The sequence below is a fragment of the Allobosea sp. 05T433 genome (genome assembly GCF_056396065.1).
In genome coordinates this window covers 278,637-297,289 of the sequence record NZ_JBFTKS010000002.1, presented here as the reverse complement: position 1 = coordinate 297,289, position 18,653 = coordinate 278,637, and the positions used below count along the sequence as shown (strand labels likewise).

Below are 18,653 nucleotides of genomic sequence, written 5' to 3'. Positions count from 1 at the left end.
GCTGAGCGTGAGATGAAGTGCAGCGGTCCCGGGGAAATCCCGGGCGTGCCGGATCAGATGATCCCGCCATTGGCTCGCAGCGTCTGGCCGTTGATCCAGGCGCCGTCCGGCCCTGCCAGGAACGCGACGGCATCCGCGATGTCTTTGGGCTGGCCGAGGCGTTCGAGCGGGGCGAGCTTCGCGAGGCGGTCGATCACCTCCTGCGGCTTGCCGTCGAGGAAGAGCTTGGTCGCTGTCGGGCCGGGCGCGATCGCGTTGACGGTGATGTTCCGCCCGCGCAACTCCTTGGCGAGGACGCTCGTCATCGCCTCGACCGCAGCCTTGGTCGCGGCATAGACGCCGTAGCCCGGCTGCAGCAGGCCGACGACGCTGGACGAGAAATTGACGATCCGGCCGCCATCGCGCAGCCTCCGGGCGGCTTCGCGCAGGGTGTTGAAGGTGCCTTTCAGATTGACCGCGATCTGGCGCTCGAACAGGGCGTCGTCACTGTCTGCGATATTCGCCAGGGTCATGATGCCGGCATTGTTGATCAGCACATCGACGCCGCCGAAGGCGGCCTCGGCGCTGTCGAACATGCGACGCACCGCCTCGACATTCGTGATGTCGGCCTGGGCGGCGACGGCGCGACCGCCCGCGGCCTCGATCCGGGCGACGAGCGCCTCGGCCGACGCGGCATTGCCGGCATAGTTCACCACCACGGTGAAGCCGTCCTTGGCGAGACGCTCGGCAACCGCAGCGCCGATGCCGCCTGAGGCGCCCGTCACGATCGCGACCTTGCTGCTCGGGTTCGTCATGGTCTTTCTCCTTGGCTCACTGCCGGTGTCCGGCGGCTGTGAGGGGAGAATGGACGTTCCCTTGCGCGGGATAATCAGCCATTATCCGGCATCACTATTCGAACAGGCGAATAATGGACCGCTTCGATGCCATGCGGGTCTTCACCCGGATCGTGGAGCGCCGCAGCTTCACGCAGGCCGCCGAGGATCTCGGCCTGCCGCGCTCATCGGTGACCGATGCGGTCAAGGGGCTGGAGGCGAGGCTGGGCGTGCGCCTGCTGCAGCGGACGACCCGACAGGTCAGCCCGACGCTCGACGGCGAGGCCTACTACCGGCGCTGCCTGGCGCTGATCGCCGATCTCGAAGATGCGGAAGGCGCTTTTGCCGGTGCCAAGCCGAGCGGCCTGGTGCGGATCGATGTCCATGGCACGCAGGCCCGGCATTTCCTGCTGCCGGGGCTGGGCCGCTTTCTGGAGACCTATCCCGGCATTCGCCTGCATATCGGCGAGGCGCATCAGGCTCTCGACCTCGTCCGCGAAGGGTTCGACTGCATCCTGCGGGCGGGCCCGCTCGTCGACAGTCCCCTGATCCGGCGCAAGCTCGCGGAGCTCGGCCGCGGCACCTTCGCGAGCCCCTCCTATCTCGAACGCTTCGGCGAGCCGCGGACGCCGGACGATCTGGAGCATCATCGCATCATTGGCCTGTTCGCTCCCGATGCGGCGAGCGTCAGTCCGCTGGTTTTCACCGAGCGCGACCGGGAACGGCAGATCACCCCGCCTTCCGTGGTGACCGTGACCGGCCCCGAGACGAATGTCGCCTGCGCCTGCCTCGGCCTCGGGATCATTCAGGTCCCGCGCTACCGCGTCGCACCCGAACTGGCCAGCGGCGCGCTCGTCGAGATCCTGGCGGACTATCCTCCGACCCCGTTGCCCGTCCATGTCCTCTATTCGCATACGCGCCAGCTTTCGCCGCGCGTGCGCGTCGTCATCGACTGGATGGCGGAACAGTTCCGGTCCCGCACCATGTAGGGCGGGGAGGCCGCTTGTTGGTATGGTGACGGGGGCGTGGCGCGCCCGAAACCGAGCCTATGATTCTCAAACAGCAGCATCGGCTGCCACCGCCGAAGCGCAGGCACCAGGCGCTGCCCCGTTCATGGCGGTGGGGAGCTCCTGTGCGTTGGGCCCGGCGGCCGCAGTCGGGCTCAGAACCGTTTCAGGCCCTGTGCCGAAGCGTGCGCAACTGGCGCTCGAGAAGCATCAGCCGGATGCCGTGCTGTTTCTGAATGCGGCACATGTCTTCGAGTATGGCCAGCAATTGTGCCATATTGACACCGGCTCGGGCTGGCTCGGGCTCAAGGCCAAGCCGCTGAAACAGGGAGGGGTTTTCGACCAGGCGAGGCATATCCGGCATGGTGTGATCCTCATTTCTGGTGCCCATTGGGCTGTCTTCACGGCCCCGAGGTGTTCCATTCCGGAACACCTCACGCCCGCACCACATGCCCAGCAAGAACGCCGCCAGACATGTCTGGGCCCTCCGCGCGAACCTTCGGCTCAGGACGGCGTTCCGATTGAACGGGGCCAAGGCGCCTGCCGGGAACCAGCCGGCGCAATCTTGGTTCAGTCCAAGGCGCATCAAGCGAGGACGGATCTGATGACACGCACGATCATCCGCTCATTCGACGACCCTGCCGATGCCGAGACTGCCATCACGAGACTGGAAGCAGCAGGCCTGCCGCCAGATGACATCAGCATCATTCGCTCCCCCACAGCGACCATCAGCAAAGATGCCTCCCGGGGAGCCGAGCTCGGCGGCGCTGTCGGCGCGGGCGCGGGCCTTCTGGCCGGGGTGGCAGCACTTCCCCTGCCTGGTATCGGGCCGGTTCTGGCGGCCGGGTGGCTGCTCGGCACATTGGCCGTCGGCACCACGGCCGGCGTCGCAGCCGGAAGCCTGATCGGGGCGCTGACCGGCGCCGGACTGAGCGAGGACGAGGCCCATTTCTACGCGGAAACGATCCGGCGCGGCAGCACGGTGGTCTCGGTCCGCACCTCCGATTCCCATGCCGCGGTCATCGAGAAGATCCTGGATGGAGCCGGTCCGATCGATGCGAAGGCGCGCCGCGGCGAATATGAGCGGGCAGGCTGGAGCCGCTTCGACGAAACGACATCGCCTCCGTGACGCCGCCTCGAGGCGGCCGTCCTCTGAAAGGAGAGGCAAAGCCGGGGTCATGGCTGAGGCTCGGTCGGCATGATAGCGCTGGGCCCGGGACAGGGATCACGGCCGCCTGGGGAGGGAACCATGGATTTTCAGTTGGCGCTCATCATTGGGCTGACCTTCGTGATCCACCTGATCGGCACGCTCGCCTATGCCTTCAGGATTGCGGGCATCCGCACCGGCCACATCGCCATCGCGTTCTCCCTCTTCAACGTTCTCGTCCTGATCTCGCGGACTTCAAATTCATTTCAGGGGCCATTCCTGGCCAAGCGTGTCGAGAACGCCATCAAGAGTCCCATACTCCATGATCTTCATTTCGATTTCGCGCTGATCATCGCCAGTGCCTCGGCCGCCACCTTGATCGGTGGCCTGCTGATCCCGACCTTTCAACGCTACTCGACGATCGCGGTGTCGAGCTTCAAACGAAATCGTTCGATGCCGCGCCTGTTGGCGCGCTCTCTGACGCCACGCGGCGTTTCCCTCCTCGGGACATCGGCCAAGATCCCGAGCTACCAGAATCTCTATCTTCTCAAGCTCCCGACAGATGTTCCCGTGTCGGTCATCCTGATGAATTTCGTAGCCAGTGCGCTTTGGACCGTTGGCGTGCTGGCGGCGATCTATGCCGGAACGATCGATCCGGACTTGCGCGTGACTGCGAGCACGCTGTCCTCAGTGATCAACGGCGTCGCGACGATCATGATGTTCATCCTGATCGATCCCTATCTTGCGGCCCTTACGGACGACACCGTCAGCGGAACCTCGGATGACGGCTTCTTCCGAAAGGTCGTGGTCTGGATGATTGCCGGGCGTTTGGCGGGAACCATCGCTGCTCAGGCCATTCTGGTGCCTGCTGCGCAGTTGATCGTCTGGGTCGCCAAGGCAATCTAGCGCCCGTTGCCTGAGCTCCAACAGTGGGGGGCAAGCTGACTGATCGAGTGCTGCCCGCCGACCCTCGCCAGCAGCGGCGGCCTGACGGCTGCATCGGCCATCATGCGAGACAGGCTTCGCCGCCCGCCGCGACGATCTCCTCCTCGCACATGCTCCGATGCGGCGCCGGTCACCTTGCTTCCGCTCGCTAAGACAGTGTGGTCGCTCTCCCCGACGGCAGTTCCAGCCGCCGGGAGATTTGCGACGCCTCCAGGAGTGCTTCGTCGTGGCTGACGACGACGAGCGCGCCGTCATAGGCGCGCAGCCCGGCCTCCACAGCCTCGATCGAGTCGATGTCCAGATGGTTCGTCGGCTCGTCGAGCAGGAGCAGCGGAGGAGGGGTCTTTCCGCCGAGAACGCAGGCGAGGCCGGCACGCAGCATCTGTCCACCGCTGAGGGACAAGACGCGCTGAAGCGCGGCATCGGCCCTGAACATGAAGCGGGCGAGCGCGGCCCGGCAGGCATTTTCGTCGGCCTGCGGATTGATCCGAAGGAAATTGTCCCTGATCGAGAGCGCTGGATCGAGCAGGCTGACGCGCTGGTCGAGCATGGCGAAACCGGTCAGGACGCGGACGCTCCCCGCCCAGGGCCGCAACTGTCCGGCGATCAACGCAAGCAAGGTCGTCTTTCCCGAGCCATTGGGGCCGGTGACGGCCAGGCGCTCCGGGCCGGTCACCGTCAGGGAGAGGTCGCGGAGAATCGGCCGCTCCCGCTCATGGCCTGCGCTGACGCGATCGATCGTCAGCACGGTTCTGTTCGCCGGCAGCCCTGTCGAGGGCAGGGTTACAGAGAGCGGCTGCAGAATCTCGATGCGCTCGCGTGCGGCAGTCGCGGCCGCCAAGGCCTGCGAGCGTCTGTCCTCGGTGAGGCGGGCATTGCCGCCTCCGCTGTCTTCGCTGCGATCCTTCAGCAGGCCCAGGGCGATCCGTGGCATGCCGCCCTTCGCACCTGTCCTGCGGCCGGCCCCGTCCTTGCGGGCCTTGCGTTCGGTTGCCGCCTGGGCCTCGCGGGCCAATTCGGCGAGATGTTTGTCGGCGTCCGCGAGATCGTGCTGCGCGGCGGCGAGCTCGAGCGCCTTGCGCTCGCGATAGGCGCTCCAATTGCCGCCATAGCGCGTCGCGCCGAGAGAGGTCAGCTCGACGATGGCATCCATGGTCTCGAGCAGTTCGCGATCATGGCTCACGACGATGGCACCAGAGCGCCAGTTGGCGAGGAGATCGATCACGGCGCTCCGGCCTTCCCGGTCGAGATTGTTCGTGGGTTCGTCCAGCAGGAGGAAATCGGGTTCCGCGAAGATAAGCGCAGCGAGGCTGGCCCGCGTGCGCTGCCCGCCGGAGAGGGCAGTCAGTCGCGCCTGCGGTTGCACTTCAAGCCCAACCTGGGCGAGGGCGGCCGACAGGCGCGCCTCAAGCGTCCAGTCGGCTTTCCCGAGTTCGTCGATGGTGGCTTCGCCGGCCGCGGCACGGTGCAGGAGCGCCAGCGCCTCAGTCGCTCCAAACAGCCCCGCGATCGTTTCGTCGGGATTGATCTGGACGGCCTGGCGCAGGACGCCGAGCGTTCCGCTCACAAAAACGCGCCCCGACTGGGGGGAGAGTTCGCCAGAGATCAACCGGAGAAGCGAGGTCTTTCCGATGCCGTTACGGCCGACGAGGCCGACGCGTTCCGGCCCGAAACTCAGGTCGAGGTCAGAGAGGAGAGAGCGGCCGTCAGGTGCCGACAGCGTCAGATGGGACAGGATGATGGAGGCAGGCATGAATACGGATCTCCCCGGGGGCAAGGCGGACTGGCTTTGCGGTCGGGGTGAAATCCATGGCTGCAGACATCCTGTGGGAACTGATAACGGGCGTTATCTAGCTCCGTGATCCCTCCGGATCAAGCGTCGTACGGAGGCTTTGCATTGCACGCCGGGTCTGGACGGTCGCGCTTTTGGCACAGCCGGAGCTGGGCGAACAGGACAGGGGGCTGTCAGCTAAATGTCAGCTTGCTGAGTGTATGTTTCTCCCAGCGCGGCACATCTTCAGCCCCCCAGCTCTTGTGTCGCGCTTGCATCGGCCCCGCCGTTTCGCACGATCCGGCGGGGCTTCGCATGTCGGTGCCTTGCCCGCGCGGCCCCAAAGTCTGGCTCAGGCGAAGAGCAGTCCGGGGTTCGGCGTGTAGCGGGCGAGCTTGTCCTGGTCGATGCTGACGCCGAGGCCCGGCCGGTCGGGGATCGTCAGCCAGCCCTCGCCGTCGAGCACGAAGGGCTCGGCGAGGATGCCGTCGACATAGGGGCTGCCGCCAATGAACTCGACCAGATCCGCGCTCGGGAACGCGGCGGCCATCTGCAGGTCGGCTGCGAGGCCGAGCGCCGTGTTCCAGCCATGGCCGATATATTTCACGCCGAAATCGTCGGCCATCCAGGCGATGCGGCGCTGCTCCGACAAGCCCCCGACCTTGGTGACGTCGGGCTGGACGATATCGACGGCGCCGCGCGCCAGCCAGGGCAGGAAGGCCTGGCGCCGCGTCAGCACCTCGCAGCCGGCGATCGGCACCGGCGAACATAGCCGCAGCTCGCGATACTCCTCGATCGCGTCGGGCCGCACCGGCTCCTCGAACCAGCCGACATCGAAATCCGCCAGCATTTCCGCGGTGCGCTTGGCCCATTTGAAGCCATGCGGCCAGAGCGCATCGCTCGCGCCGGCATCGACGAAGAGTTTTGCCTTGTCGCCGGCCGCCTCCCGCGCCGCTCGCACGATCGCTTCGTCGAGCCTGGTGTCCAGCGCCCGGCCGAACGGACCCCAGCCGATCTTGAAGGCGGTGAAGCCCTTGTCGCGATAGGTCGCGATCACCTCGCGCATCGCCGCCGGCTCTTCCATCAGCAGCGAGCAATAGGGTTGCACGCGGCGGCGATAGCTGCCGCCGAGCAGCCGCCCGACGCTGAGCCCGGTCGCCTGGCCGAGAATGTCCCAGAGCGCGATGTCGATGCCGCTGATCGTATGGGTGAGCGTACCGCCGCGTCCCATCCAGAACGTGTTCTGGTGCAGCCGTTCGCTGAGATGATCGGGGGAGAGCGCGTCCTCGCCGAGGTACAGCGGCTCGAGCACCTTGAGCCCGGCCTGCACCAGCCGCCCATCCGTGAACGAGCTGCCATAGCCGATCAGCCCCTGGTCGGTATGGACCGCGATCAGGGCATGGATCGAGTCGTCGGGCCGGATCTCCGCCGACCAGCCGCCCTTGGGGCTCTCACCGAAGAGCGGGGCGGCCTCGATCCGGGTGATCTTGAAGGGGGGCAGGCTGGTAGGGCGCTGGGTCGTCATGGCTAGGCTCGTCTGGGAAACAGTCACGCTTCGTCCCTTTCTGCGCGGCGGCGGGCAATGATGGCTTCGTAATCCATGGCCTGGTTCATCACGGTGATGTGCTCGTCCAGCGCGGCGCGGATCGCCGCGATGTCGCCGGCCTCGAACACCACGAGCAGATCCTGGTGCTCCTCGACGACACCGAGCATCGGTTTGCCGAAGGTCGCCAGGCCGAAAATGATGGTGAATTGCCGCGACAGCGTCTCCCAGAGATCGAGCGTCACGCTGTTGCCGCCGAGTTCGCAGAGCGCGCGGTGGAACAGCGTGTCGGCCGCGGCGACGCCATAGGCATCGTGGCGGGCCGCCATCAGCTCCATTTCCGCAACCGCCTTGCGCAGCGGGTCGAGATGGTGGCCGCGATTGCGCCCGGCCGCGGTCGCCCGCCCCATCGCGCTGGCTTCGAGCGCGATGCGGGTTTCGATGAGGTCGGCAACCCTTCCATTCGTCACCGGGCGCAGCCGGATGCCCTTGTAGGGCTCGTTGACGACGACGCCCTGGCTCTCCAGCAGCCGCAGCGCCTCGCGCACCGGCACGCGGCTGACGCCGAGCTTGCGGGCGAGTTCGGCCTCGACGATCCGGTCCCCGGGCAGGATCAGGCCGGCGGCCGCGCCGGCGATGATGGCCTCGATCGCCTGGTCGACCAGGGTCTGCGGCTGCAGCGGCAGCCAGCCCGTGCCGCGCGATACCGGCCTTGGCGCCTCCGCCCTCGCATTGGTTTTTGTCTGCTGCATCTTCGTCTGCTGCACTTGCCTCGCCCTGCGGCGGCCTCACTTGACTAATCGTAGAATCGTATACGATCATACGATCACAAGAGCAAGGAGGGGGTAGGGATGGTCACCGTTGCCGAGAGCCGCATTCGCTGCGAAATCGATCTGGATGCGCCAGGCCGCCAGGCCGGCTACCTGAAGGCGCCGCTCTCGCGAAACACCTCCGGCTGGGGCACGGTCGAGATCCCGATCATCTCCGTGCGCAACGGCACTGGGCCGACCGTGCTGTTTACAGGCGGCGTCCATGGCGACGAGTATGAGGGTCCGATCGCCATCTCCCGGCTCGCGCGCAGCCTGGATGCTGGCGCGATCCAGGGGCGCGTCATCATGATACCGGCGCTGAACATCCCGGCCGTGATGAACGACACGCGGCTGTCGCCGGTCGATAACCGCGACATGAACCGCTGCTTCCCCGGCAATCCGCGCGGGACCTTCTCGGAGATGCTGGCGCATTTCGTCGATGCGGTGCTGCTGCCGCATGTCGATATCTCCGTCGACCTTCACACGGCCGGCCATTCCGGCGATTCAGCTCTGTCGACGAACATGCATTACGTCGCCGATGCCGGGCTCCGGGAGCGCACCATGGCGGCGGCCGCGGCCTTCGGTGCGCCCTATAATGTCGTGTTCTGGGGCGTCGACGAGGGCGCGACGCTGACATCCTCGGTCGAGCGCCGGGGCATCCTCTCGCTCGGCACCGAGCTCGGCGGCTGGGGGCGCGTCAATGTCGAGGGCGTGCGCATCGCCGACCGTGCGCTGCTCAACATTCTCAAGCATTTCAAGCTGATGGAGGGCAGCCCCGATACGCGCCAGCGCGATGGGGCGCAAGGCACCCGCCACATGATGGTCCGCAACGCAGCCGGGTACAGCTTTGCGCCATCGGGCGGGCTGTTCGAGCCGAAGAATGTCGTCGGTGACATCTGTCGGGCCGGCGAACTCGCCGGGCTGCTGCATTTCGTCGAGGATGTCGACCGGCCACCGATCGAAATTCGCTACCAGCTCGACGGCGTCCTGTGGATGTCGGCCGGTCCGGGCCGCGTCCAGCGTGGCGACGCCGTGGCCGTGGTGATGGAGGATTACGACGAGACCCGCGCTGCCCAGTGACGTCCTGAATAATCAAAAAGGGGAGATCAGGCATGAAAAAGCACAGCATTCTCGGCCACGCGCTTGCAGCAACCATGCTCCTGTCGATGCAGGCCGGAGCCTCCGCCCAGCAGAAGGGCGGGGACGTCGTCATCGGCATCAGCCAGGCGCCGCCTTCGCTCGATGCGCAGATCACCTCGGCGCAGGCCTCGCGCAATGTCACCCTGCATATCTTCGAGACGCTCTATGCCCGCGACGAGAACGCCAAGCCGGTGCCGGAGCTGGCCGAGGGCGTCACCATCTCGCCCGACGGCAAGACCTATGTCTTCCCGATCCGCAAGGGCGTGAAGTTCCATAACGGCAAGGAGCTCGACGCCAATGACGTCGTCGCCTCGCTCGAACGCTACCGCAAGATCGGCGCCTCGCTGGCCCTGGTTTCGGCCATCGACAGCATCAAGGCGACCGGCCCGCATGAAGTCACCATCACGCTGAAGCAGGTGCAGGCGACATTCCTCGACAACCTGTCCTCGCCGCGGGCGCCGCTGGCGATCTATCCGGCGAGCGAAGCCGCGAAAGAGGCCGGCAAGATCGAGATCATCGGCACCGGCCCCTATAAATTCGTGGAGTACAAGCCCGACAGCCATGTGAAGCTCGCGCGCTTCGACGGCTATGTGCCCAATCCCAACGGTACGGGCCGCGATGGTTTTGCCGGCAAGAAGGAAGCCTTCCTCGACACCGTGACCTTCCGCTTCATGCCGGAGGGCGGCGCTCGCACCGCAGCGCTCGAATCCGGTCAGATCCAGTTCAACGAAACCGCGGATGGGCCGACCGCCAAGCGCCTCGGCAGCGATCCGCGCTTCGCGATCCACAAGGTGGTGCCCTTCGGCCTGCAGGTGATCAAGTTCAACCATGCCGAGGCGCCGGGCAACGACAAGAATTTCCGGCTCGCCGTCCAGGCCGCGTTGAACATGGACGACATCATGAGCATCGCCTATTCCGACATCAACCAGATCGACCCGAGCTGGCTCTATCCCGGCGCGCCGTTCTACAGCACGGCCGGCAGCGCCAAGTACAACAAGGCCGATCTGGCTGAGGCCAAGGCGCTCCTGGCAAAATCCTCCTACAAGGGCGGCAAGACCACCTTCATCGTCGACAACCTGCGGGCCAATGTCGACACCGCAACCGTGCTGCAGGAACGGCTGAAGGAGATCGGCATCAATGTCGATATCTCGATCGCCGACTGGCCGACGGTCTCGAAGATCGGCTTCACCCCGCAGGGCTGGACCTTCTGGACCCACGGCTTCGGCATCGAGCCCTTCGAAGGGCCGGCCTCCGTCATGGCGCCCTGGGTCAACGGTCTCTCGCAGCAGGCCAAGGACCCCGTCATCGACGAGCTGGCGGCGTCGCTCGGCAGCGAGATGGACGAGGCGAAGCGCAAGGCGCTGTTCGACCGCTTCCAGACCCATATGTACGACAACGCGGTCGCCATGAAGGCCGGCAATTACGGCGTCTTCCAGATCAGCACTGCCAAGCTGAAGAACTTCAAGCCCTACCGCATCCCGCGCATGTGGGGTGTCTGGCTCGAGCGCTGACGCCAGCCTGCGGGCGCGTCAGACAGCGCGCCCGCAGATCGGCCCGCTATATGCCGGCCCGCCGCTGGCGGGCTGCGCGGCTGCGCCTTCTCGAAGCGGAACAACTGATGGCAAGCTTTATGATCCGGCGGATCGCCAGCGCGATCCTGGTGCTCGCACTGGTCTCGCTGATGTCCTTCGCCCTGATCTGGCTGGTTCCGGGCGATACGGCGGCCGCCTTCCTCGACGCCTCGGCCACGCCCGAGCAGGTCGCGGCGCTGCGCACCGCGCTCGGACTGGACAAGGCGCTGCCGCTGCAGATGGCGGAATGGTATGGGCGCGTCCTCAGCGGCGATCTCGGGCAATCCGTGCTGCTGAACCGCTCCGTCGCCGGCGCCTTGCTGGAGCGGCTGCCCGTGACGCTCTCGCTCGCCAGTTTTGCACTCGCCATCGCGATTGCGCTCGGCGTGCCCGCCGGAGTGGCTGCCGCCGTCTTCCATAATCGCTGGCCGGACCAGCTTTTCATGACGACGGCGCTGCTCGGCCTCTCCGTCCCCGATTTCTGGCTGGGGCTGGTGATGGTTCTGGTCTTTGCCGTCTCGCTCGGCTGGCTGCCGAGCGGCGGTTTTACCGCTTTCGGCACCGACCCGCTCGGCTGGCTCAAGACGGTCATCCTTCCCGCCTTCACGCTCGGGCTCGTGCAGGTCGGCTTCATCGCCCGCATGGCGCGCGCCTCGATGCTGGAAACGCTGAACCAGGATTTCGTCCGCACGGCCAATGCCAAGGGCCTGTCGCGCTTCTACATCGTGGTGCGCCACGGCCTGCCCAACGCCATGATCCCGATCCTGACCGTGATCGGCATCGTCGCCGGCGCGCTGCTCGGCGGCACCGTCATCATCGAGCAGGTCTTCTCGATTCCGGGCATCGGCCGGCTGATCGTCGGCGCCATCGCCTCCCGCGACTTTCCCGTGCTCCAGGGCGGCCTGCTTTTCCTGGCGGTGGTCTATCTCCTGATCAATCTGATCGTCGATCTCCTCTACGCAGTCGTCGACCCGCGGGTGAGGCTGTCCTGACCATGACGATCGCCTTTCATAAACCGGCCCTGAGCCCGCGGCAGGCAAGCCTTCGCCGGCTCGCCCGCAGCCGCTCCTTCCAGATCGGGGCCGCGATCGTGCTCGCCATCGTCCTGGTCGCGCTGCTGGCCGATCTGCTCGCGCCCTTCGATCCGCTGCGCAGCAATGCCCGCATGCGCCTGACGCCGCCCAACGCGACGCACTGGTTCGGCACCGACCATTTCGGCCGCGACATCCTCTCCCGCGTCATGGTCGGGGCCCGGATCTCGCTCAGCATCGGGGCGGCGACGGTCCTTCTCACCGGCCTCTTCGGAACCGTGATCGGCGCGGTCGCAGGGTTCTTCCCGCGCTTCGACAACCCGATCATGCGGCTGATGGATGCGCTGATGGCGTTCCCCTCCATCGTGCTCGCCATGGTGGTCAGCGCGGTGCTCGGCGCCTCGCTGACCAATGTCGTGATCGCCCTGTCGATCGCCACCATGCCTCACACGGCCCGTATCGTCCGCGCTTCGGTGCTGGTCGCGCGCGAACTCGACTATGTCGAGGCCGCCCGCTCGCTCGGCGCGGGCGAATTGTCGATCCTGTTCCGGCATGTGCTGGTCAACGCCATGGGGCCGCTGATCGTCCGGCTGACCTATGTCTTCGCCGTCGCCATCCTGGCCGAAGCCGCGCTCTCCTTTGTCGGCGCCGGACCGCCACCGCCGGCACCCTCCTTCGGCGCGATCATCGCCCAGGGCCGCGATTTCATGCGCGAGGCGCCGTGGATCACGATCTTCCCGGGGCTTGCGATCGTCCTGTCCGTGCTCGGCCTCAACCTGCTCGGCGACGGTCTGCGCGACGCCCTCGATCCGCGTTCGACCATGTAGCCACCGCCATCCCGAAGGCCGGCGCGGAGAGCCGCGCCCGAGCGATAAACCGGAGACCAGACGTGAAACGCATCCTCATCGCCGAATGCAAGCAGGAGATCTCGTCGTTCAATCCGCTGCCGTCGGGCTACGGCAATTTCCACATCAGGCGGGGGGACGCGCTCTATGAGCAGCGCGGCACCAACCAGGAGATCGGTGGCGCGCTGGCCGTGTTCGAGGCGCGCGGTGACATCACCGTGGTGCCGACCATCGGCGCCCGCGCTGGCAGCGCCGGCCTGCTTTCCGCCGAAGGCTGGAAGCGCCTGTCGCAGGAGTTCCTCGACGCCGTCTTCGCGCGTCTCGACGGCATCGACGGCATTTATATCTGCTTGCACGGCGCGATGGCAGCCGAGGGCGAACTCGACCCGGAGGGCTACCTGCTCGAGGCGCTGCGCAAGCGCGTCGGGCCGGACATGCCGATTGTCATCTCGCTCGACCTGCATGGCATCCTGACCGATCGCATGCTGCGGCAGGTCAACGGCTTCGCGATCTACTGGACCTATCCGCATGTCGATTTCGCCGATACCGGGCGCCGCGCCGCCGCGCTGCTGCTGCGCCTGATGGAGGGCGGGCTTCGCCCTGTCGCCGCACGCGTCGTCATGCCGACGCTGGTCCGCGGCGACGAGCTCATCACCAAGACCGGCTGCTATGGCGATCTCCTGCGCGACTGCCGGCGTCTCGAGGAGGAGGGCAGGGCGCTGGCCGCCGGCATCATGATCGGCAATCCCTTCACCGATGTGCCGGAACTGTGCTCGCAGGTCCTGATCCTGACCGACGGTGACGCGGCCACGGCTGAACGCGAGGCGCTTCGCCTCGCCGAGGAATTCTGGCCGCAACGCTTCCGGATGCAGGGCAAGCTGATCGGGCTCGAGCGCGCCATCGCCCAATCCCAGACGATGGCAGGGCCGCTGATCTTCACCGATGCGGCCGACGCCACCTCCTCGGGCGCGTCGGGGGACAGCAACGCCATCATCGCGGCTTTGTACGCGGCCGGCTACGGCGGCAGGGTCCTGGCGCCATTGGTCGATGCCGGGGCGGCCGCAGCCGCGCACAAGGCCGGCGTCGGCGCGACGATCAGCGTTGCGCTGGGTGGCGCCATCGACCCCGCCCGCTTCACGCCGATGCAGGTCGAGGCCAAGGTCAAGCTGCTCTCGGATGGCGAAGCGCTGCTGGAAACGATGAAGGCGCCGCTTGCGGCAGGCCCGACGGCGGTGCTGACCTTGGGCCCGTTCACGATCGTGGTCATGAGCCATTCGGTTAGCCTGTTCGACCGGGCGATGTATTACGCCAACGGCCTGAACCCGCAGGATTTCGACCTCGTCGTGGTCAAGTCGCCCCATACCGAGCACCACATGTTCGAGCAATGGTGCGAGCATAATTTCAACATCGATGCGCCCGGTGCGACCTCGGCCAATCTGAAAAGCCTCGGGCACAGCATCTGCGCCCGGCCGATGTATCCGCTCGAGGCCGATGCGGCCTTCGCGCCGAACCCCGTCATCTACACGCTGTGAAGGACAAGCCCGTGCCGACGATCGATGCAGTCGATTTCTTCTACCTGTCCATGCCCGTGGTGACGGACGAGGCCGATGGCAGCCAGGATGCCCTGCTGGTGCGGGTAGCCGCCGGCGGCCAGATCGGCTGGGGCGAGTGCGAGGCAGCCCCGTTGCCCTCGATCGCAGCCTTCATCTGCCCGATGTCGCATGGGGTCTGCCGCCCCGTCGCCGATTCCGTTCTCGGCAAGCCGCTCGAAAGCCCGGCCGATATCGCGCAGATCTCGGCTGACGTCGCCTATAACTCGATGGACCTGCTGCAGGCGCCGCACACCTTGTCGGGCGTCGAAATGGCGTTGTGGGATGTGCTCGGCAAGCTGCGCGGAGAGCCCGTTTGGCGCCTGCTCGGCTATGAGCGCAGCCACCCCAAGACGCCCTATGCCTCGGTGCTGTTCGGCGACACGCCGCAGGAGACGCTGGCGCGCGCCCGCGATGCGAGAGCGCGCAACTTCCGGGCCGCCAAGTTCGGCTGGGGGCCGATCGGGCGGGGCAGCGTCGCCGCGGATGCCGAGCATTTCGTCGCCGCGCGCGAAGGGCTTGGCGCAGACGGCATCCTGCTGGTCGATACCGGCCAGATCTTCATCGAGGATGTCGAGCGCGCCGCCGCAAGACTGCCCGCGCTGGAGAAGGCAGGCGCGCTCTGGTTCGAGGAGCCGTTCCAGGCGAGCGCCGTCGACGCCTATGCGGCCCTGGCCAAGCGCAGTTCGACCGTGCGCCTGGCGGGCGGGGAGGGTGCCCATAACGTCCATATGGCGAAGCAGCTGATCGATCATGGCGGCGTCGGCTATATCCAGATCGATTGCGGCCGGATCGGCGGCGTCGGCCCGTCCAAGGAGGTGGCCGACTACGCCGTTGCCAGGGGCGTGACCTTCGTCAATCACAGCTTCACCTCGCATCTGGCGCTCTCGGCCTCGATCCAGCCCTATGCCGGCCTGAAGGACCACGTCATCTGCGAGTATCCGGCCATGCCAAAGCCCGTCGCGCTCGCCTTCACCCGCAACCACCTGGAAAGGGACGGGAATGGCGACATCAGCGTCCCGGACGCGGTCGGGCTGGGGCTGGAGATCGACGAGGAGGGCATCCGCCAGTATCTCCAGGATGTCGAGATCAAGGTGAACGGCAAAGTGCTCTACGCGACGCCGCAGATCTGAGGCGGGGCCTGACGGGGCTAGAGTCCTGTCAACTTCAATGCGGCTGCGGGCAAACGCTCCCCGGTCAAGGTCATCGTCGACAGGGCCTGATCGATCTCGTGGAGATCGGCCGCGGTCAACTGCACCGCGGTCGCTGCGATGTTCTCCTCGAGGCGATGAGGTTTCGTCGTGCCGGGGATGGGAACGATCCACGGTTTCTGCGCCAGGAGCCAGGCCAGCGCGATTTGCGCGGGCGTCGCGCCCTTGTCCTCGGCGACGTCCTCAATGAGCGTGACCAAGGCTGCATTGGCCTTGCGGGCTTCCACCGAGAAGCGTGGCACTGCATTGCGGAAATCCGTCGGTTCGAAGGTCGTGTTGCCGTCGATCTTGCCGGTCAGGAAACCGGCGCCGAGCGGGCTGAACGGCACGAAACCGATGCCGAGCTCTTCGAGCACAGGCAAGATCTCCGCTTCCGCGTCGCGATAGAACAGCGAGTATTCGCTCTGGACGGCAGCGACGGGATGAACCGCATGCGCCCTGCGGATCGTCGCCGCGCCGGCTTCGGACAGCCCGAAATGGCGGACCTTGCCTTCCGCGACCAGGGCCCGGACTGCGCCGGCCACCTCCTCGATGGGAACCTCGGGATCGACACGGTGCTGGTAGAATATATCGATGACATCGGTGCGAAGTCGCTTCAGGGACGCCTCGGCGACGCGCCTGATATGCTCGGGCCGGCTGTTCAGCCCTGGGCGCCGTTCTCCGGAATTCTGGTCGATGTCGAACCCGAACTTGGTCGCAATGACGACGTGCTCGCGGATCGGCGCGAGCGCCTGACCCAGGAGCTCCTCATTGACGAACGGCCCATAGGACTCGGCGGTGTCGAACAAGGTCACCCCTCGGTCGAAGGCCCGGCGGATCAGCTCGACGCCGGCTTTCCCCTCGACGGCTTGGCCATAACCATAACTCAGGCCCATGCAGCCGAGACCGAGCGCCGACACGCTCAGGCCGCTCTTGCCGAGTGTCCGTTTCTGCATGGTCCACCTCACACTCTGCTCACGATGTTGATGGCGCGTATGTAGCGAGCGTGGCCCGCGGTGATTAGGAGTTATAATCCGCAAGAGCTCATAAGGTCCCCTAATCAATGGCGCAGCCGAACTTCAACGATCTCGCTGCCTTCGCCATGGTGGCGCGGGAGCGCAGCTTCACCAAGGCCGGGGCCAAGCTGGGCGTCTCGCAATCGGCCCTGAGCCAGACGATCAAGGCACTCGAGGAACGACTGAAGCTGCGCCTGCTGACCCGTACGACGCGCAGCGTCGCGCCCACGGAAGCGGGCAAGAGACTTCTGGAGACGGTCGGTCCGCGCTTCGAGGAGATCGAGGCGGAGATCGCGGCGCTCGGCGAGTTGCGAGGTAAACCCGCGGGAACGGTACGCATCACGGCCGGAGAGCACGCGGCGGTCGCCATGTTGCAGCCGGCCCTGCGCAAATTCCTGCCGGATCATCCCGACATCACGGTCGAGATCATCGTCGATTATGGCCTCGTCGATATCGTCGCGGCTGGCTACGACGCCGGCGTGCGCCTTGGCGAGCAACTGGCGAAGGACATGATCGCGGTTCGCATCGGCCCGGAGATGCGCATGGCCGTGATTGGCTCGCCGGACTATTTCGCCCGCTACGGCATTCCCGAGACTCCTCAGGACCTGACCGCTCATAACTGCATCGCGTCGCGCCTGCCGACCTATGGCGGCCTCTTTGCCTGGGGGCTGGAAAAGGACGGCCGCGAGATCAAGGTCCGCGGCGAGGGGCAGCTTGTGTTCAACAGCCTCGCCATGCGGCTGAACTCCGCCTTGGACGGGTTGGGGCTCGCCTATCTGCCAGAGGATCAGGCCATCCCGCATATCCGGGACGGGCGCCTTGTGCGCGTGCTGGAGGATTGGTGCCCGCCATTCCCTGGCTATCACCTGTACTATCCGAGCCGCCGGCATGTCTCGCCGGCCCTGGCCGTCCTGATCGACGTCCTGCGCTACCGGGAATGATCTCGCCGGTGAAGCCGATGGCGGTCGCGCTACGTCATGCCTGGCTGGCCTGACCGGGCTCCGCGCCTGGCAATTCCCGTTGGCGATTGCTGCCGATGGGCCAGCCGGGCTGGACGAGCTTCAGGCCGTAATAGGTTGCGACCATGAACAGCCCGGCGGCAGCCGCGCAATGGATGAAGAAGCCCGCCACCGCTTCCTCGAAATTCCACCAATCCAGTGTCGTCTGCATGGAAAGCCTGGTTCCGAGCCCGAGGACGATGCAACTCCAGGCGCCGTGGACGGCGATCGTCACTGCTGCTGCCCGCAGCAGGAGCGTTCGCAGCCTGCTGGGCGTTCTGATGCCGAACAGGTTGCGGGCCACGCCCATCAGCATCGGCCAGCGCAGCCCGAGATGGATCGCGACGATCACCAGGACCCAGTAGGCGGCAAGGGTGTGGATCTGCCGAATGGTGAAGCCGCCCCAGGCCGGCAGATAGGCGGCAAGGGCATGCGAGATCAGCACGCTGGTCGCGACCAGCGCCAGCATGGCGATCAGGAGCGCGACGGTGACGCTGATGTTGAACAGGCTGCGCGGCCCGTGCCGGGTCCGTGCGACGGCGCCATACCAGCGCCGGTTGAAGACGTTATGGGCGATCAGGAGCAGGAACAGCGCCGTTCCCGCGATCTCATGGATGGGGTTGCCAAGCCACCAATAGGCAAACCCGAGCAGCAGCAGGCCGGCCGCCAGAGCGTCGAGCCATAGCCGGGATATGAAGAGAGAACTCACCTTCGTGCTCCCCTGGACCTATTCGACCGGCTTGCCGTCGAAACGGGGGATGCGATAGCCGGTGAAGAGGAATTCGCTGCCCGACTGGCTCTGGTGGCAGGACTGGCAGCGGGCGGTGTTCTCGCTCGTGTTGATCGTCCGATCCGGCCAGAACCACTGGAACTGCCAGTCGCCGGTGCGGCGGTCGTCGTCGTAATCCGCGCCCCAGTTCTGGCCCTTCTCCATCACGAAGTAGCGGAACAGCTTGCCGTCGCGATGGTCGACCAGCACGAAATGGGTTCCGGCCGGCACTGGCTGGCGGTTCTTCACGGCCTCGATCGCCGCGGGCGTCGTCATGATATGTTCGGTGACGTTGCCGCGCCGGACGGTGGTGTAGTGGACCAGCGTGTCGAGTTCGGGAAACGTCACCCTCGTGGCCTCCGCATGGACCCGCCAGCCCACCGTGAGGACGGCGGCCATGGACAGGCTTGCCAGGGCGATCTGAAGCGTAGGCACCTTCATGAATGGGTTGTCCTTGGATTGCTCATTGG

At 66.2% G+C, this 18,653-nt stretch carries 18 protein-coding genes; 10 read left to right on the top strand and 8 right to left on the bottom strand.

All coding sequences use genetic code 11. The features are described from left to right. Positions 1–53: 53 nt before the first annotated feature. Positions 54–794: an SDR family oxidoreductase gene (locus AC1DGP_RS03540; protein WP_441504686.1), complete on the bottom strand. Its 741-nt coding sequence runs from the start codon at positions 792–794 to the stop codon at positions 54–56. Positions 795–907: 113 nt separating this feature from the next. On the opposite strand from AC1DGP_RS03540, the gene AC1DGP_RS03535 reads away from it, so the two are divergent. Further along, positions 908–1,801, top strand: a complete 894-nt coding sequence (locus AC1DGP_RS03535; RefSeq protein WP_441504685.1) for a LysR family transcriptional regulator — start codon at positions 908–910, stop codon at positions 1,799–1,801. 184 nt (positions 1,802–1,985) lie between these two features. On the opposite strand, the gene AC1DGP_RS03530 is transcribed toward AC1DGP_RS03535, so the two are convergent. Continuing rightward, positions 1,986–2,183 carry a hypothetical protein gene (locus AC1DGP_RS03530; RefSeq protein WP_441504684.1) on the bottom strand — a complete coding sequence of 66 codons (198 nt, stop codon included), beginning with the start codon at positions 2,181–2,183 and terminating at the stop codon, positions 1,986–1,988. Positions 2,184–2,423: 240 nt separating this feature from the next. Between AC1DGP_RS03530 and AC1DGP_RS03525 the strand changes: the two genes are divergently transcribed. Next, a complete protein-coding gene (locus tag AC1DGP_RS03525) occupies positions 2,424–2,948 on the top strand; it encodes a hypothetical protein (RefSeq protein WP_476831719.1) in 525 nt (174 codons plus the stop codon). A 120-nt stretch (positions 2,949–3,068) separates the two neighbouring features. After that, the gene (locus AC1DGP_RS03520) at positions 3,069–3,872 is read left to right on the top strand and encodes a lipid II flippase Amj family protein (RefSeq protein ID WP_441504682.1); all 804 of its coding nucleotides are present in this window, start codon (positions 3,069–3,071) and stop codon (positions 3,870–3,872) included. Between the two features lie 187 nt (positions 3,873–4,059). Here the strand turns inward: AC1DGP_RS03520 and AC1DGP_RS03515 are convergent, their stop codons facing one another. From AC1DGP_RS03515 to AC1DGP_RS03505, 3 genes are all read right to left on the bottom strand, one after another. Next, positions 4,060–5,664 carry an ABC-F family ATP-binding cassette domain-containing protein gene (locus AC1DGP_RS03515; protein ID WP_476775758.1) on the bottom strand — a complete coding sequence of 535 codons (1,605 nt, stop codon included), beginning with the start codon at positions 5,662–5,664 and terminating at the stop codon, positions 4,060–4,062. A 370-nt stretch (positions 5,665–6,034) separates the two neighbouring features. Next, a complete protein-coding gene (locus AC1DGP_RS03510) occupies positions 6,035–7,207 on the bottom strand; it encodes a mandelate racemase/muconate lactonizing enzyme family protein (RefSeq protein WP_441504680.1) in 1,173 nt (390 codons plus the stop codon). Positions 7,208–7,230: 23 nt separating this feature from the next. Beyond that, a complete protein-coding gene (locus tag AC1DGP_RS03505; protein ID WP_441504679.1) occupies positions 7,231–7,977 on the bottom strand; it encodes a GntR family transcriptional regulator in 747 nt (248 codons plus the stop codon). A gap of 99 nt (positions 7,978–8,076) precedes the next feature. Here AC1DGP_RS03505 and AC1DGP_RS03500 point away from each other — a divergent pair, with 99 nt between their 5' ends. From AC1DGP_RS03500 to AC1DGP_RS03475, 6 genes are all read left to right on the top strand, one after another. Beyond that, positions 8,077–9,114 carry a succinylglutamate desuccinylase/aspartoacylase family protein gene (locus AC1DGP_RS03500; RefSeq protein ID WP_441504678.1) on the top strand — a complete coding sequence of 346 codons (1,038 nt, stop codon included), beginning with the start codon at positions 8,077–8,079 and terminating at the stop codon, positions 9,112–9,114. A 32-nt stretch (positions 9,115–9,146) separates the two neighbouring features. After that, positions 9,147–10,685 (top strand): ABC transporter substrate-binding protein, encoded by a 1,539-nt coding sequence (locus AC1DGP_RS03495; protein WP_441504677.1) that lies wholly within the window; start codon positions 9,147–9,149, stop codon positions 10,683–10,685. A 107-nt stretch (positions 10,686–10,792) separates the two neighbouring features. After that, positions 10,793–11,737: an ABC transporter permease gene (locus AC1DGP_RS03490; RefSeq protein ID WP_441488591.1), complete on the top strand. Its 945-nt coding sequence runs from the start codon at positions 10,793–10,795 to the stop codon at positions 11,735–11,737. A 2-nt stretch (positions 11,738–11,739) separates the two neighbouring features. Beyond that, the gene (locus AC1DGP_RS03485; protein ID WP_441488590.1) at positions 11,740–12,603 is read left to right on the top strand and encodes an ABC transporter permease; all 864 of its coding nucleotides are present in this window, start codon (positions 11,740–11,742) and stop codon (positions 12,601–12,603) included. A 62-nt stretch (positions 12,604–12,665) separates the two neighbouring features. Beyond that, positions 12,666–14,153 (top strand): M81 family metallopeptidase, encoded by a 1,488-nt coding sequence (locus tag AC1DGP_RS03480; RefSeq protein WP_441504676.1) that lies wholly within the window; start codon positions 12,666–12,668, stop codon positions 14,151–14,153. 11 nt (positions 14,154–14,164) lie between these two features. Further along, complete coding sequence (locus tag AC1DGP_RS03475; protein ID WP_441504675.1) at positions 14,165–15,343, top strand: mandelate racemase/muconate lactonizing enzyme family protein; 1,179 nt, start codon at positions 14,165–14,167, stop codon at positions 15,341–15,343. 17 nt (positions 15,344–15,360) lie between these two features. Here AC1DGP_RS03475 and AC1DGP_RS03470 read toward each other — a convergent pair whose 3' ends face one another. Continuing rightward, entirely contained in the window at positions 15,361–16,356 is a 996-nt protein-coding gene (locus tag AC1DGP_RS03470) for an aldo/keto reductase (RefSeq protein WP_441504674.1), read from the bottom strand. Positions 16,357–16,463: 107 nt separating this feature from the next. Here AC1DGP_RS03470 and AC1DGP_RS03465 point away from each other — a divergent pair, with 107 nt between their 5' ends. After that, the gene (locus AC1DGP_RS03465) at positions 16,464–17,357 is read left to right on the top strand and encodes a LysR family transcriptional regulator (RefSeq protein WP_441488586.1); all 894 of its coding nucleotides are present in this window, start codon (positions 16,464–16,466) and stop codon (positions 17,355–17,357) included. Positions 17,358–17,391: 34 nt separating this feature from the next. On the opposite strand, the gene AC1DGP_RS03460 is transcribed toward AC1DGP_RS03465, so the two are convergent. Beyond that, positions 17,392–18,123, bottom strand: coding sequence for a DUF4405 domain-containing protein (locus AC1DGP_RS03460; protein WP_441488585.1), 732 nt, complete (start codon positions 18,121–18,123; stop codon positions 17,392–17,394). Between the two features lie 18 nt (positions 18,124–18,141). After that, positions 18,142–18,624: a cytochrome P460 family protein gene (locus tag AC1DGP_RS03455; RefSeq protein WP_441504673.1), complete on the bottom strand. Its 483-nt coding sequence runs from the start codon at positions 18,622–18,624 to the stop codon at positions 18,142–18,144. Between the last annotated feature and the right edge of the window lie 29 nt (positions 18,625–18,653).

Excerpts from the sequence above, each read along its gene's own strand:
- AC1DGP_RS03500 (WP_441504678.1), top strand. The coding sequence starts at position 8,077 with ATGGTCACCGTTGCCGAGAGCCGCATTCGCTGCGAAATCGATCTGGAT.
- AC1DGP_RS03515 (WP_476775758.1), bottom strand. The coding sequence starts at position 5,664 with ATGCCTGCCTCCATCATCCTGTCCCATCTGACGCTGTCGGCACCTGAC.
- AC1DGP_RS03540 (WP_441504686.1), bottom strand. The coding sequence starts at position 794 with ATGACGAACCCGAGCAGCAAGGTCGCGATCGTGACGGGCGCCTCAGGC.
- AC1DGP_RS03470 (WP_441504674.1), bottom strand. The coding sequence starts at position 16,356 with ATGCAGAAACGGACACTCGGCAAGAGCGGCCTGAGCGTGTCGGCGCTC.
- AC1DGP_RS03520 (WP_441504682.1), top strand. The coding sequence starts at position 3,069 with ATGGATTTTCAGTTGGCGCTCATCATTGGGCTGACCTTCGTGATCCAC.
- AC1DGP_RS03465 (WP_441488586.1), top strand. The coding sequence starts at position 16,464 with ATGGCGCAGCCGAACTTCAACGATCTCGCTGCCTTCGCCATGGTGGCG.
- AC1DGP_RS03455 (WP_441504673.1), bottom strand. The coding sequence starts at position 18,624 with ATGAAGGTGCCTACGCTTCAGATCGCCCTGGCAAGCCTGTCCATGGCC.
- AC1DGP_RS03525 (WP_476831719.1), top strand. The coding sequence starts at position 2,424 with ATGACACGCACGATCATCCGCTCATTCGACGACCCTGCCGATGCCGAG.
- AC1DGP_RS03495 (WP_441504677.1), top strand. The coding sequence starts at position 9,147 with ATGAAAAAGCACAGCATTCTCGGCCACGCGCTTGCAGCAACCATGCTC.
- AC1DGP_RS03510 (WP_441504680.1), bottom strand. The coding sequence starts at position 7,207 with ATGACGACCCAGCGCCCTACCAGCCTGCCCCCCTTCAAGATCACCCGG.
- AC1DGP_RS03535 (WP_441504685.1), top strand. The coding sequence starts at position 908 with ATGGACCGCTTCGATGCCATGCGGGTCTTCACCCGGATCGTGGAGCGC.
- AC1DGP_RS03505 (WP_441504679.1), bottom strand. The coding sequence starts at position 7,977 with ATGCAGCAGACAAAAACCAATGCGAGGGCGGAGGCGCCAAGGCCGGTA.
- AC1DGP_RS03485 (WP_441488590.1), top strand. The coding sequence starts at position 11,740 with ATGACGATCGCCTTTCATAAACCGGCCCTGAGCCCGCGGCAGGCAAGC.
- AC1DGP_RS03530 (WP_441504684.1), bottom strand. The coding sequence starts at position 2,183 with ATGCCGGATATGCCTCGCCTGGTCGAAAACCCCTCCCTGTTTCAGCGG.
- AC1DGP_RS03490 (WP_441488591.1), top strand. The coding sequence starts at position 10,793 with ATGGCAAGCTTTATGATCCGGCGGATCGCCAGCGCGATCCTGGTGCTC.